Consider the following 13,107-nt stretch of genomic DNA (forward strand, 5'->3'; position numbering starts at 1 on the left):
ATGAAACTCACATCCAGCCGATTTCTCGTCGGCGCACTGATCGCCATCGGCCTGAGCGCCTGTCAGGCGCCACCCCAGAGCAGTACGCCGCGCGGTGCGGTGAACCTGCCGGAGCCGGACGTGCGCCTGGCGGATTATCTGGCCACCGATTGCCAGAATGTCTGGCAGATTGAAGCACCGGCGGCCATGAGCAATCCACTTTACTGGCAGCGCGCTATCGACTGCGGTGAGCGGTTGTCTGCTGCCGAAGCGCGGGCGGAAGCGCGGCGCTGGCCGGTACAGAACTGGGCGCGCGCCTTTAAGCAGGGCATCCTGCTGGCGAACGGCAACGTGACGCCGGTGGAGCGCCGTCAGTACGTTGATACGCTCGACAGCTACAGCGCCGATTATCCGGCGGCGGTGCGTCCGCTGCTGCAGCTGTGGCGCAGTAACCAAGCCGCGCAGCTGGAGCTGAGCGAGGCGCGCGGCCGCTACGCCGCGCTGCAGCAAAGCAATGACGCCGAACTGGATCGCCTGCGTCAGCAGCAAACGCAACTGCGGCAAACGCTGGACGATACCCAGCGTAAATTGCAGCGTCTGACTGACATCGAGCGTCAGCTGTCATCGCGCAAAGCGCCGGACAGCGGCGACAGCACACACGGTGCCAGCGATGCCCAAAGCGAGGAGCAGTAACCATGAAACAGGCCGCACGCTTACTGCTGGTGGATGACGATCCGGGCTTACTCAAGCTGCTCGGTATGCGTCTCAGCAGTGAAGGCTATCAGGTAGCGACCGCGGCCAGCGGGCCGGAAGCCCTGCGTCATCTGCAGAAAGAGAAAGTCGATTTGGTGATCAGCGATCTGCGCATGGATGAAATGGATGGCCTGGCGCTGTTTGCTGAAATCCAGAAGCGTCATACCGGACTGCCGGTCATCATCCTGACCGCGCACGGCTCGATTCCGGACGCGGTAGCCGCCACGCAGCAGGGCGTGTTCAGCTTTCTGACCAAACCGGTAGACCGCGATGCGCTATACAAAGCGATTGACGAAGCACTGGCGCAGCGCGCGCCGGTCAGCGACGACGGCTGGCGCGAAGCGATCGTCACGCGTAATCCGCTGATGCTGCGGCTGCTGGAGCAGGCGCACATGGTGGCGCAGTCTGACGTCAGTATATTGATTAACGGTCAGAGCGGCACCGGCAAAGAGGTGCTGGCGCAGGCGATTCATGCTGCCAGTCCGCGCGCCGGCAAACCTTTCATTGCCATCAACTGCGGCGCGCTGCCGGAACAGCTGCTGGAGTCTGAGCTGTTTGGCCACGCTAAAGGCGCCTTCACCGGTGCCGTAAGTGCGCGCGAAGGGCTGTTTCAGGCGGCGGAAGGCGGCACGCTGTTTCTCGATGAGATTGGCGACATGCCGCAGGCGCTGCAGGTGAAGCTTCTCCGCGTGCTGCAGGAGCGCAAAGTGCGCCCGCTGGGCAGCAACCGCGATCTCGACATCAACGTGCGCATCATCTCTGCCACGCACCGCGATCTGCCGAAGGCGATGGAGAAGAAAAGCTTCCGCGAAGATCTCTATTATCGTCTCAACGTGGTAAATCTCAGGATCCCGGCGCTGCATGAACGCGCCGAAGACATCCCGCTGCTGGCCAACCATCTGCTGCGCCAGTCGGCCGATCGCCACAAACCGTTTGTGCGCAGCTTCTCAGTCGATGCGATGAAACGGCTGGTGAGCGCCAGCTGGCCGGGAAATGTGCGCCAGCTGGTTAACGTGATTGAGCAGTGCGTGGCGCTTACTACGTCGCCGGTGATTGGTGACGCGCTGGTAGAGCAGGCGCTGGCTGGCGAGAACACGGCGCTACCGACCTTTGTCGAAGCACGCAACCAGTTTGAGCTTAACTATCTGCGCAAACTGCTGCAGATGACCAAGGGTAATGTTACGCATGCGGCGCGTCTGGCTGGACGCAACCGTACCGAGTTTTATAAGCTGCTGTCGCGCCACGAACTGGACGCCAGCGAATTTAAAGAGTAGCTTGCTGCGGCAGCGTCAGGAACACTTATACTCATAGTTACCCGTCCATCATGGAGGGAGCGAAAAAAGGATCTGTGATGAAAAAGATCGATGCAATTATCAAACCATTCAAACTCGATGATGTGCGTGAAGCCTTAGCGGAAGTGGGCATCACCGGGATGACGGTCAGCGAAGTGAAAGGCTTCGGACGTCAGAAAGGCCACACCGAGCTGTATCGCGGTGCCGAATACATGGTCGATTTTCTGCCAAAAGTGAAAATCGAGATGGTGGTGGGCGATGATATCGTCGATACCTGCGTAGAAACCATCATGAAAACCGCGCAGACCGGTAAAATCGGCGACGGCAAAATCTTTGTCTTTGACGTGGCGCGCGTCGTGCGTATTCGTACCGGCGAGGAAGACGAAGAGGCCATCTGAGCCCTTCGCTCCTCACCAGACACAAAGCCTGCCGCGTGCAGGCTTTTTCATTTACAGCACTTTGTGCGGACCGAACACCTCGTAGTGAATGCGCTCGGCGCTGATGCCGGCGTCGGTCAGCTGGCGCGCAACAAACTGCATGAATGCCAGCGGGCCGCAAATCCAAAACTCACCCTCGGGCTGGGTCAGTGCGGTTGAGACGGTGGCTAAATCCATCAGACCCTGCGCGTCGTAACGTCCCGCGTCATCAGCTTGCGGCTGGCGATACCAGACGTGGCGGCTAAAGCGCGGCAGTTGCGCACCCAGCGCCGCGACCTCATCAGCAAACGCGTGCTGCGCGCCGTTTTCGGCAGCGTGCAGCCAGCATACCGCGGCCGGATGCTGCTGCTCCGCCAGGCTGGCCAGCATGGCTAACAGCGGCGTTTGCCCGACGCCGGCTGAGATCAGCGTCACCGGCGTCTGCGCTGCTGCCTGCAGGAAGAAATCCCCGGCCGGCGCGGCGCACTGCACGATATCGCCAACCTTCGCATGCTGATGCAGCCAGCCGGAGACGCTGCCCTGCGCTTCGTGCTTCACTGCAATGCGATAGGCTTTGCCATCCGGCAGATGCGTCAGCGAATACTGGCGGTGCTGACTGTAGTCGCTGTCCGCCGGGCGCAGACTGAGGGTCAGATACTGGCCGGGCAGGAAGTCCGCCACCGGCTCTCCATCATTCGGCACCAGCTCAATGCTTTTGATCACCGAGCTCTGCGCGGTAATCGCACGGATACGAAAATCGCGCGCGCCGCGCCAGCCGCCGACCTTTTCTTCCGACGCACGGTAAATCGCTGCTTCACGCTGGATAAACACCTCAGCCAGCACGCCATAGGCTTTGCCCCACGCCGCCAGTACTTCATCGCCTGGATTGAGCAGCTCTTTAATCGTCGCCAGCAGGTTTTCCCCGACAATCTCGTACTGCGCCGGCTGAATATTCAGGCTGGCATGCTTCTGCGCAATTTTCTCCACCGCCGGCAGCAGCACCGCAAGATTTTCCAGGTTGCTGCCGTACGCGCAGATCGCGTTAAACAGCGCTTCACGCTGATTGCCGCTGCGCTGGTTGTTCATATTAAACACGTTCTTCAGCTCGGGATGCTGCGTCAGCATCCGCTGATAAAAGTGACCGGTCAGCTGCGGGCCGAGTTGAGCAATCGCGGGCAGGGTAGATTTCACGGTGGCGATGGTTTGCGCGTCAAGCATGGGCTGATCCTCAGAGTAATTTTAAACATGTATTTTAAATGCATGTTATGCCTGTTGCCGCGCACTGTAAATCCCCCGTTTTGTCTGGGGTGACGAGTGACAATCTGCTGGCGGGCGCGCAAAGCTGAAAAATTTTCCCGCTGCTGATGAACAAATATCCGGTTTTCTTCCCCGGCTAAAAAGCGTAAAAATCCCGTGCCAGAGCCTTGCCAATCGTTTGCGTAAAAAGAGGGGATTGGCGCTACCGTCCCCTGGCAAAACCGTTTACACTGTTGGCCTTCGCCCCTTAGCCGGGGCTTAAACTGCCGTTAAAAAGTTGCTGAGTCAGGAGATGCGGATGTTAAAGCGTGATATGAACATTGCCGATTATGATGCCGAGTTGTGGCAGGCTATGGAGCAGGAGAAGGTGCGTCAGGAAGAGCACATTGAACTGATTGCTTCGGAAAACTACACCAGCCCACGCGTTATGCAGGCGCAAGGTTCACAGCTCACCAACAAATATGCCGAAGGCTATCCGGGCAAACGCTACTACGGCGGATGTGAATATGTGGATATCGTTGAGCAGCTGGCGATCGATCGCGCCAAAGCGCTGTTCGGCGCGGATTACGCTAACGTGCAGCCGCACTCCGGCTCCCAGGCTAACTTCGCGGTGTACACCGCGCTGCTGCAGCCGGGCGACACCATTCTGGGCATGAACCTGGCACACGGTGGTCACCTGACCCACGGTTCGCCGGTCAACCTGTCCGGTAAGCTGTACAACGTTATCCCTTACGGCATCGATGAAACCGGCAAAATCAATTACGAAGAGCTGGCCGAACTGGCGCAGACCCACAAGCCAAAAATGATCGTGGGCGGCTTCTCTGCTTACTCTGGTGTGTGCGACTGGGCAAAAATGCGTGAAATCGCCGACAGCATCGGCGCCTGGCTGTTTGTTGATATGGCCCACGTTGCCGGTCTGATCGCTGCTGATGTGTATCCGAACCCGGTACCGCACGCGCACATCGTGACCTCGACCACGCACAAAACGCTGGCCGGCCCGCGCGGTGGCCTGATCCTGGCGAAAAACGGCGACGAAGAGCTGTACAAGAAACTGAACTCCGCGGTGTTCCCGGGTGGTCAGGGCGGCCCGCTGATGCACGTTATCGCCGGTAAAGCCGTCGCGTTCAAAGAAGCCATGGAGCCTGAGTTCAAGGCTTATCAGCAGCAGGTCGCGAAGAACGCCAAAGCGATGGTGGAAGTGCTGCTGGAGCGCGGTTACAACATCGTCTCAGGCGGTACTTACAACCACCTGTTCCTGATCGATCTGGTGAGCAAAGGTCTGACCGGTAAAGAGGCGGATGCCGCTCTGGGCCGCGCTAACATCACCGTGAACAAAAACAGCGTACCTAACGATCCGAAGAGCCCATTTGTGACCTCCGGTGTGCGTATCGGTACGCCAGCAGTAACCCGTCGCGGCTTCAAAGAAGCGGAAGTGCGCGAACTGGCGGGCTGGATCGCTGACGTTCTCGACAACATCAACGACGAAGCCACTATCGAGCGCACCAAACAGAAAGTGCTGGATATCTGTGCCCGTCTGCCGGTTTATGCCTGATAAGCGCTAAACCCGCAGTGTGAAGAAGGATGGCGCAAGCCATCCTTTTTTTATTCCCTTTCGCAGGCGGCTTTGAGAAAGTAACGGCCATTCCGCGCACGGCGGAGCGTCAACAGGAGGAAACATGACCATCGGATCGGCCAGGTGGCTGGGACTGAGCTACTTCACCTACTTTTTCTGCTATGGCATCTATCTGCCGTTCTGGAGCGTGTGGCTGAAGGGCAACGGGCTGGATGCGGAAAAAATTGGCCTGCTGCTCGGCTGTGGCATGGTGGCGCGCTTTGCCGGCAGCCTGTTGATTGCTTCGCAGGTGAAAAATCCAGCGCAGCTGATTGTTGCGCTGCGCCTGCTGGCGCTGGCGACCTGTCTGTTCGCGCTCGGTTTCTGGCTGGGCGGTCAGTGGCTATGGCTGCTGCTGGTGATGATTGGTTTTAACCTGTTCTTCTCGCCGCTGGTGCCGCTGAGTGATGCGCTGGCGGCCACCTGGACGCAGCAAATCGGGCTGGCCTATGGTCCGGTACGGCTGTGGGGCTCGCTGGCGTTTGTTATCAGTTCGGCGCTTACCGGTATGCTGGTCAGCGCCTGGTCATCGCAGGTGATTCTGCTGCTGTTGAGCGTCGGTGCGCTGGCGATGCTGTCCGGCATGCTGCTGCCGCCACAAACCCGACCGCAGGGTGAGCTACGCCAGGGCGCGAGCGGTGGCTGGGCGGCGTGGCGTGACCTGCTGCGCGAGAACAGTGTCTGGCGTTTCATGCTGTGCGTAACGCTGATGCAGGGCGCGCACGCCGCGTATTACAGCTTCAGCGCCATCTGGTGGCAGGAAGCGGGGTATTCCGCGTCGGTCGTGGGCTACCTGTGGTCGCTGGGCGTGGTGGCCGAAATCGTGATTTTTGCCCTGAGTAACCGGCTGTTTCGCCGCTGGAGCGCGCGCGATCTGCTACTGCTGTCCGGCGTGTGCGCGCTGGTGCGCTGGACGCTGCTGGGTGCCAGCACAGCGCTACCGCTGTTGATTGTGGCGCAGATTCTGCACTGCGGCAGCTTTACCGTCTGCCATCTGGCGGCGATGCGCTTTATTGCCGCGCGCAAAGGCGCAGAGGTGATTCGTCTGCAGTCGCTCTATTCGGCGCTGGCAATGGGCGGCGGCATCGCGGTGATGACGATGGTGTGCGGCGTGCTGTTTACCCACCTGCACGGCCAGCTGTTCTGGGTCATGGCGCTGGTGGCGCTGCCGGCGCTGTTCCTGCGGCCACGCGCGGCTTAAGACTCCAGCAGCTGACGAATGCGCTGCTGCTGGTGATCGCTCAGCGGCAGCTCAGCGTGGATCAGCGGCGGCGAATAGAGCGGCAGGGCGGTGGCGTAGGGCGTCACCACCAGCGCCACATCGCGCGGTGCGCCTTCACGCTGAAAGTGCAGCATATCCTGATAGGTAATATTGATCGGCAACAGCATCATTTCCCGCAGCTGCTGCTCCAGCAGCTGTTCCAGCGCCGCGTCAGCGCCGGTCAGTAACAGCACCTGTTTCTCCTGTAGCGCGCTCTCCTGCATCAGCCAGCCACCAAACTGCACCGCCACCAGGCTCACTTCTTCTGCGCTAAACTGCGTGCCGAAATCGCTGCTGAAGTGCTGCAGCGCGCGCGCCGTGGTGCGCAGCAGGCGCGGATAGAGACGCGCCACGTCCAGCGCCACGCTGTTATCAATGCCGATGGCAAAGTGGCTACGATCCAGCGCCTGCGCCAGATGAGTATAGAGCTGCAGCTTAAGCTGCTGCTGATTTTTGATGCGCGTCTGCGCCAGTTGCTCAAAGCGGGCGATCAGCGCTTCCACCGCAGCCATCAGCTTGTGTGCCTGACTGCCCGCCAGCTGGTTGCCGTCTGGCGCGTGAATCAGGCTGAACAGCAGCGTCCAGAAATCGGTTTCGCTGACGTCCGGTGCCAGATGGCAACGTTTTTGCCAGTGATGGATCACGTCATCTGCTGCGCTACGTTCAATCTTTGCCGCCAGCCAGGCGCGCTGGCGCTCACTGAACAGCGCCGTCTGACGCTGACACAGCGCATATTTCATGAAGATTTGCAGAAACAGCCGGTCGCGCGGCGTGAAATCGCGCGCCAGCCGCAGGCTGCAGTGCTGGATCAGCGCCTGCAGATTGGTTTCATCCCACAGCGCTTTCTCGATTTTCAGCACCTTCAGCCGCTGGCGCAGTGCCGGCGCAAAATGCGTGCAGACGAAATCCTGCGACAGACGCAGCGCGCGGCGCAGCCAGTGCAGCAGGCACAAGCGCCGGTCCAGTTCCGTGCCATGAATGCGAAAGCTGCCATCCACCATCTGGTGTAATTCCAGCTGGTGAAAGCGCTGTATCTCATCTCCGACATCCGCGATATCCTGTCGGGCGACAACAGGGTCCACGCCATTCAACTGGCAGAGCTTTTCAAGCGTTAACGCGGGAGCAGGCAGAAACAGCAGCAACAGCAGATGGCAACGACGCTGGGCGCGGCTGAAGAGGGGAGCAGTAGAATGCGCTGAACTCATCAATCGTGTTATCCGCAGGTCATTTTTCAGCTAAGAATAGCCAACTCCACGCGCTGACCCTGGCCTTTGTCATGACTTTTGTTCAGAGCTTCAGGGCGGGTCACAGTTTTTTCTGGCCCGGTATCCTTCTGACTTTAAAATTTGTTACTTTATAACATATGAAAATTGCGTTCGTTAGCTTTACGCTGTTGTTCAGCGGCGCCGTGTGGGCGCATCCACACAGCTTTATTGATATGCAGACCGAACTGATCGGTAAAGACGATCATCTCAGCGCGATGAAGATGGTATGGACCATGGATGAAATCACCTCCGCCGATCTGCTGTACGATGCCGGCAACGCCAAACCCGGCGAGGTGGTGTGGAAAAAGCTGGCGGCACAGGTAATGGCCAATGTGCTGGGCCAGCACTATTTTACCGAAGTGTGGCAGGATAAAAATCGGGTGAAATTTCTCAACCTGCCGCAGGAGTATCAGCTGTCGCGCAAGGGCAATAAAGCGGTGCTGGAGTTCATTGTGCCGTTCGGCGAACCGCAGTCGTTAAGCGCCAGGCAATACCGCATCCAGACCTTCGATCCCAGTTACTTTGTTGATATGTATTATGACAATCCGCAAGCCATCACCATGGATGAGACCGTGAAAGCCCATTGCCAGTTTGACTTACACACGCCCAAACCGGATGACTCGCTAAAACAGTACGCGCTGTCGCTGGATAAAGCTGACGCACCGCCCGAAGATATGGATCTCGGCCAGCAGTTTGCCCAGACGGTAACCCTGACATGTCGTTAATTTCACTGCCTGGCGCTTCCCGTCGCTGGTGGCCGCTGTGGCTGCTGGCTGCGCTGCTGATTACCGCAGGCGCGTTGCTGTGGCTGCACTGGCCGCAGATTCTGCTGCAAAGCGTACTGTGGCAGAAGGTTCTGCACCGTGAGATGACGCAGCTCCTGCAGCAGGTGGCGCAGCAGCCGCAGCAGGCCGGTGTCACGCTGATGTTGTTCAGCCTTGCCTATGGCGTGCTGCATGCGCTGGGGCCGGGCCACGGCAAAGTGGTGATCAGCACCTTTCTCGCTACCCACCCGGCGCAGCTGAAAACCAGCATGAAGCTGACGCTGCTGGCGGCGCTGTTGCAGGGCGCGGTGGCGATTGCTCTGGTGACGCTGATGCTGGTGGTGCTGCAAACCTCGTCGCGCCAGCTGCATCTCACCAGTTACTGGCTGGAGAAAGGTAGCTATTTGCTGGTGATGGCGCTCGGCGTCTGGGTGGGCTGGCGCGCGCTGCAGGGGTTACGCCGCGCGTTCCGTCCGGCGACCGGGCTCCAGATTCGCGCGGTACGGCCACATCATCAGCATCATGCTGACTGCGGCTGCGGTCATGCCCACCTGCCGAGCGCGCAACAGCTGGCCGGTGCGGTGAGCGGCAGAACCCAGGCGCTGGTGGTGCTGTCGATGGGGCTGCGGCCCTGTTCCGGTGCCATCATGATGCTGTTGTTTGCCAAAGTGATTGGCGTATATGGCTGGGGCGTGGCCTCGGCGCTGACCATGGCGCTGGGCACCGCGCTCACCGTGTCGCTGCTGGGTTTGCTGGTGCAGCGCTCGCGCGTGCTGGCGGTGCGTCTCGGCAGGGTCAGCAGCAGAGGGGCTGCGCAATGGTTGTTGCCGGCCGTGATGCTGGCTGGCAGCCTGCTGTTGCTGCTGGCCGGCTTTATTTTATGGCACAGTGCTACGCCCGGCTTCGGTGGCGGTCTGCGTCCTTTTTAATTAATACGCTTTAAAAAATAAGCGCAGCATATTCCCTGAATATGCTGCGTTTTTTTTTGCCCGCGACGCAGAGTTTAATTTCTCTTGCCCGACGATCTGGTGAAAAGAGTTTTCTCTGTCTACGCTAGATAATATCAAAAAGGACAGGGTGTGCTCTTATATGCGTTACTCTTTATCGTCAATGTTTGTGAGGAAATAAATATGCCTGAAACCTGGACTAATAATGGCAGCACGGAAACGGTGGTGGAAACGCACGGCGGTTTACCGTTGAAACGCATTTCCTGGAGTGCCGTATTTGCAGGGGTGATTGCGGCATTAATCATTCATATTTTACTGGGGCTGCTGGGAACCGCGATCGGCGCCACGACCATCGATCCCCAGCAGGAACAAAATCCGCTGGAACATCTGGGGACCGGGGCGCTGATTTGGACCGGGGCCAGCATGCTGATTGCGCTAGCGGTCGGTAGCTACGTTGCCGGACGGCTGGCTCAGCGCGAAGGTGCGCTGCACGGTCTGCTGATGTTTGGTGTCAGTACCCTGATTACGCTGTGGCTGGCGATTTCACTTGCCAGCGGTATTATCGGCGGCGCCTTTAATATTTTAGGCTCCGGTTTTAATGCCCTGGGTAACGGTATTTCTGCGGTAGCGCCATCGGTGACCAATATGGCGAAAGAGAAGCTGCAGGAAAATAATATCAACCTGGATGATTTGCAAAATGAATTGCAAACCACGCTGCGTCAGACCGGCAAACCGGAACTGCAGCCGGAAAATTTACAGCAGGATGTAAATAGCGAAGCGAATAATGCGCAAAACCAGGCGAAACAGACGGCACAGAATCCACAGAATGCCGACAATGATATTGCCAATTGGATCCGTGGTGTACTGAGTCGTCATGCCGATACGCTGCAGGCGGCAGACCGCGATGCGCTGAAAAACATTATTAAAGCGCGGACCGGAAAAAGCGATCAGGAAGCGGAGCAGATCGTTAATCAGACTGAGCAGAGCTATCAACAGGCGATGCAGAAATATCAGCAGCTGAAGCAGGAAGCGGAGCAGAAAGCGCGTGAAGCCGCAGAGAAAGCCGCGGCGGCAACGGCGAAAGCCAGCTGGTTTGCCTTCTTCATGATGCTGATCGAGGCGGTGCTGGCGGCGGTCCTCGGTGGTGTCGGTCGGCGTACCCAGCCGCGCACCGTGTTAACCCACGAGCGTCGCTAACAAAGTCAGTAATAAAAAAGGCGGCTGATTTAGCCGCCTTTTTTGCTTAGCGCTTCAGCGCTTCGCTCAGTTCTTCGCGCATGCTGGCCAGCATCGCCTTCACCACTCGCGGGTTACCGGCCACCAGGTTGCCAGACAGCATATAGCCGTGGTTACCGGTGAAATCGGTCACCAGACCGCCCGCTTCACGCACCAGCAGTTCACCGGCAGCGAAATCCCATGGCTTCAGGCCAATCTCAAAGAAACCGTCAACGCGACCTGCGGCCACATAGGCCAAATCCAGCGCAGCAGAGCCAGTACGGCGGAAATCAGCGCACTGGGTAAACAGTTTTGCCACGATGTTGATGAACGGCGTAGCGTGCTGCTTCAGCTTGAACGGGAAGCCGGTAGCCAGAATGGTGCCGTCGAGGTCACGCGCCGTGCTGCCGCGCAGGCGATAGCCGTTAAGCTGCGCGCCCTGACCGCGTACCGCGGTGAACAGTTCGTTACGCATTGGATCGTAAACCACCGCCACTTCGGTGCGGCCTTTGATGCGCACGGCGATAGAAACAGCAAAGTGGGGCAGACGTTTGATGAAGTTGGTGGTGCCATCCAGTGGATCGATTACCCATTGAACATCCTGATCGTCGCCCGCCAGCTCACCGCTTTCTTCGGTGATGATGGTGTGTTGCGGGTAGGATTTGCGAATCACTTCGACAATCAGACGTTCTGCGTCGCGGTCAACATTGGTAACGAAGTCGTTGCTGCCTTTCTGGCTGGCTTCGACGGCGTCCGGGGTTTCATAATTCTTGGCAATTAAATTTCCGGCCTTGCGCGCTGCGCGCACGGCGATGTTGAGCATCGGATGCATCGGTATCTCTCACTGGATGTTAAAGAACGGGGTGAAAACGGCGCGGAGTATATCAGGGTGTTCAGCAAATGTCCTGCTTTTATGTTAGGATGCGCGCCATCATTTCCTTATCGCTATCTATTATGCTGCAAAATATCCGAATCGTACTGGTAGAAACCTCGCACACCGGCAACATGGGTTCCGTTGCCCGCGCCATGAAAACCATGGGCTTAAGCAACCTGTATCTGGTCAATCCGCTGGTGAAACCGGATTCGCAGGCCATATCACTGGCTGCCGGTGCCAGCGATGTGATCGGTGAGGCGAAGATCGTCGATACGCTGGATGAGGCGATTGCCGGCTGTAGCCTGGTGGTGGGGACCAGCGCACGCTCGCGCTCGCTGCCGTGGCCGATGCTTGACTCGCGTGAATGCGGCATCAAAAGCGTGGAAGAGGGCCAGCAGGCGCCGGTGGCGCTGGTGTTTGGTCGCGAGCGCGTGGGCCTGACCAACGAAGAGCTGCAGAAGTGCCACTATCATGTCGCCATTCAGGCCAACCCGGAGTACAGCTCGCTCAACCTGGCGATGGCGGTGCAGATTATCGCCTATGAAGTGCGCATGGCGTGGCTGGACGCGCAGGAGAAAGCCAGTCTGCAGCCGCAGTACGAAGCCTCACCGTATCCGCTGGTTGACGATCTGGAGCGCTTCTATCAGCACATCGAGCAGATGATGCTGAACAGCGGCTTTATCCGCCAGGGCACACCGAGCCAGGTGATGAGCAAACTGCGTCGCCTCTATACCCGTGCGCGTCCGGAGCGCGATGAACTCAACATTCTGCGCGGCATGCTGTCGTCGTTTGAAAAACCCAAAAACGACAAGGGTAATAGTTGAGTAAAACACTAGGTTAAATAGTTGAGCGAAATACTCGGTTAAATAGTTGACCAAAATACTCGGGAATGTCAGACTGGCCTCCATTCTTCAGATAACCCGCCGACTCGCTGGCGGACGCTTACGAGGTTGTATGCTATGAGACTGACATCCAAAGGACGTTATGCCGTAACCGCTATGCTGGACGTTGCCCTGCACTCGCACGAGGGCCCGGTACCGCTGGCCGATATTTCAGAGCGTCAGGGCATTTCGCTCTCCTATCTGGAGCAGTTATTCTCGCGTCTGCGTAAGCACGGTCTGGTGGCCAGCGTGCGGGGTCCGGGCGGCGGTTATCTGTTAGGCAAAGACGCCGGGGCGATTGCAGTTGGCGCGGTAATCACCGCGGTGGACGAATCCGTTGACGCCACCAAATGCCAGGGTAAAGAGGGTTGCCAGGGCGGCGAGCGCTGCCTGACCCACGTTCTGTGGCGCGACCTGAGCGAGCGCATCAGCGATTTCCTCAACAACATCACGCTGGCGGAACTGGTGAATAACCAGGAGATCCTCGACGTGGCCGATCGCCAGAACAGCGTTGATAACCGTCGCTTCCAGCAGCATCGCGTGCAGGAAACCATCAACGTCAATCTGCGCGCCTGATCCTCTCCCGTTCAG

The 13,107-nt window shown here is 58.4% G+C and carries 13 protein-coding genes; 10 read left to right on the forward strand and 3 right to left on the reverse strand.

What is annotated here, in order from left to right:
* The 3 genes from qseG to glnB all read left to right on the forward strand — a co-directional run bounded on the left by qseG (nt 1) and on the right by glnB (nt 2,422).
* Nucleotides 1-672: a two-component system QseEF-associated lipoprotein QseG gene (gene qseG, locus K7H94_RS04965; RefSeq protein WP_021506537.1), complete on the forward strand. Its 672-nt coding sequence runs from the start codon at nt 1-3 to the stop codon at nt 670-672.
* Between the two features lie 2 nt (nt 673-674).
* A complete protein-coding gene (glrR, locus tag K7H94_RS04970; RefSeq protein ID WP_058758284.1) occupies nt 675-2,006 on the forward strand; it encodes a two-component system response regulator GlrR in 1,332 nt (443 codons plus the stop codon).
* 77 nt (nt 2,007-2,083) lie between these two features.
* Nucleotides 2,084-2,422 (forward strand): nitrogen regulatory protein P-II, encoded by a 339-nt coding sequence (glnB, locus tag K7H94_RS04975; RefSeq protein ID WP_007886217.1) that lies wholly within the window; start codon nt 2,084-2,086, stop codon nt 2,420-2,422.
* Nucleotides 2,423-2,473: 51 nt separating this feature from the next.
* On the opposite strand, the gene hmpA is transcribed toward glnB, so the two are convergent.
* Complete coding sequence (hmpA, locus tag K7H94_RS04980; protein ID WP_222951739.1) at nt 2,474-3,658, reverse strand: NO-inducible flavohemoprotein; 1,185 nt, start codon at nt 3,656-3,658, stop codon at nt 2,474-2,476.
* A gap of 337 nt (nt 3,659-3,995) precedes the next feature.
* Here hmpA and glyA point away from each other — a divergent pair, with 337 nt between their 5' ends.
* The gene (gene glyA / locus K7H94_RS04985; RefSeq protein WP_021506540.1) at nt 3,996-5,249 is read left to right on the forward strand and encodes a serine hydroxymethyltransferase; all 1,254 of its coding nucleotides are present in this window, start codon (nt 3,996-3,998) and stop codon (nt 5,247-5,249) included.
* Nucleotides 5,250-5,373: 124 nt separating this feature from the next.
* A complete protein-coding gene (locus tag K7H94_RS04990) occupies nt 5,374-6,510 on the forward strand; it encodes a 3-phenylpropionate MFS transporter (protein ID WP_127834447.1) in 1,137 nt (378 codons plus the stop codon).
* On the opposite strand, the gene csiE is transcribed toward K7H94_RS04990, so the two are convergent.
* Nucleotides 6,507-7,775 carry a stationary phase inducible protein CsiE gene (gene csiE, locus K7H94_RS04995; protein ID WP_150058773.1) on the reverse strand — a complete coding sequence of 423 codons (1,269 nt, stop codon included), beginning with the start codon at nt 7,773-7,775 and terminating at the stop codon, nt 6,507-6,509. The two genes, K7H94_RS04990 and csiE, sit on opposite strands and share 4 nt — an antisense overlap.
* 158 nt (nt 7,776-7,933) lie before the next feature.
* Here csiE and K7H94_RS05000 point away from each other — a divergent pair, with 158 nt between their 5' ends.
* The 3 genes from K7H94_RS05000 (at nt 7,934) to K7H94_RS05010 (ending at nt 10,743) form a co-directional block, all read left to right on the forward strand.
* Nucleotides 7,934-8,560 (forward strand): DUF1007 family protein, encoded by a 627-nt coding sequence (locus tag K7H94_RS05000; RefSeq protein WP_132464708.1) that lies wholly within the window; start codon nt 7,934-7,936, stop codon nt 8,558-8,560.
* Nucleotides 8,551-9,528, forward strand: a complete 978-nt coding sequence (locus K7H94_RS05005) for a nickel/cobalt transporter (protein ID WP_141496579.1) — start codon at nt 8,551-8,553, stop codon at nt 9,526-9,528. The genes K7H94_RS05000 and K7H94_RS05005 overlap by 10 nt, the downstream gene beginning before the upstream one ends.
* Before the next feature lie 201 nt (nt 9,529-9,729).
* Entirely contained in the window at nt 9,730-10,743 is a 1,014-nt protein-coding gene (locus tag K7H94_RS05010; RefSeq protein ID WP_058758290.1) for a hypothetical protein, read from the forward strand.
* A 46-nt stretch (nt 10,744-10,789) separates the two neighbouring features.
* Here K7H94_RS05010 and suhB read toward each other — a convergent pair whose 3' ends face one another.
* Complete coding sequence (suhB, locus tag K7H94_RS05015; protein WP_058758291.1) at nt 10,790-11,593, reverse strand: inositol-1-monophosphatase; 804 nt, start codon at nt 11,591-11,593, stop codon at nt 10,790-10,792.
* A gap of 122 nt (nt 11,594-11,715) precedes the next feature.
* On the opposite strand from suhB, the gene trmJ reads away from it, so the two are divergent.
* A complete protein-coding gene (gene trmJ, locus K7H94_RS05020) occupies nt 11,716-12,459 on the forward strand; it encodes a tRNA (cytosine(32)/uridine(32)-2'-O)-methyltransferase TrmJ (protein WP_222951740.1) in 744 nt (247 codons plus the stop codon).
* Between the two features lie 135 nt (nt 12,460-12,594).
* Nucleotides 12,595-13,092, forward strand: coding sequence for a Fe-S cluster assembly transcriptional regulator IscR (gene iscR, locus K7H94_RS05025; RefSeq protein WP_031279392.1), 498 nt, complete (start codon nt 12,595-12,597; stop codon nt 13,090-13,092).
* Nucleotides 13,093-13,107: the final 15 nt, after the last annotated feature.

The organism is Pantoea dispersa (genome assembly GCF_019890955.1).
GTDB classification, from domain to species: domain Bacteria; phylum Pseudomonadota; class Gammaproteobacteria; order Enterobacterales; family Enterobacteriaceae; genus Pantoea; species Pantoea dispersa.

Excerpts from the sequence above, each read along its gene's own strand:
- qseG (WP_021506537.1), top strand. The coding sequence starts at position 1 with ATGAAACTCACATCCAGCCGATTTCTCGTCGGCGCACTGATCGCCATC.
- trmJ (WP_222951740.1), top strand. The coding sequence starts at position 11,716 with ATGCTGCAAAATATCCGAATCGTACTGGTAGAAACCTCGCACACCGGC.
- hmpA (WP_222951739.1), bottom strand. The coding sequence starts at position 3,658 with ATGCTTGACGCGCAAACCATCGCCACCGTGAAATCTACCCTGCCCGCG.
- glrR (WP_058758284.1), top strand. The coding sequence starts at position 675 with ATGAAACAGGCCGCACGCTTACTGCTGGTGGATGACGATCCGGGCTTA.
- K7H94_RS05000 (WP_132464708.1), top strand. The coding sequence starts at position 7,934 with ATGAAAATTGCGTTCGTTAGCTTTACGCTGTTGTTCAGCGGCGCCGTG.
- glyA (WP_021506540.1), top strand. The coding sequence starts at position 3,996 with ATGTTAAAGCGTGATATGAACATTGCCGATTATGATGCCGAGTTGTGG.
- K7H94_RS04990 (WP_127834447.1), top strand. The coding sequence starts at position 5,374 with ATGACCATCGGATCGGCCAGGTGGCTGGGACTGAGCTACTTCACCTAC.
- suhB (WP_058758291.1), bottom strand. The coding sequence starts at position 11,593 with ATGCATCCGATGCTCAACATCGCCGTGCGCGCAGCGCGCAAGGCCGGA.
- iscR (WP_031279392.1), top strand. The coding sequence starts at position 12,595 with ATGAGACTGACATCCAAAGGACGTTATGCCGTAACCGCTATGCTGGAC.
- csiE (WP_150058773.1), bottom strand. The coding sequence starts at position 7,775 with ATGAGTTCAGCGCATTCTACTGCTCCCCTCTTCAGCCGCGCCCAGCGT.
- glnB (WP_007886217.1), top strand. The coding sequence starts at position 2,084 with ATGAAAAAGATCGATGCAATTATCAAACCATTCAAACTCGATGATGTG.
- K7H94_RS05010 (WP_058758290.1), top strand. The coding sequence starts at position 9,730 with ATGCCTGAAACCTGGACTAATAATGGCAGCACGGAAACGGTGGTGGAA.
- K7H94_RS05005 (WP_141496579.1), top strand. The coding sequence starts at position 8,551 with ATGTCGTTAATTTCACTGCCTGGCGCTTCCCGTCGCTGGTGGCCGCTG.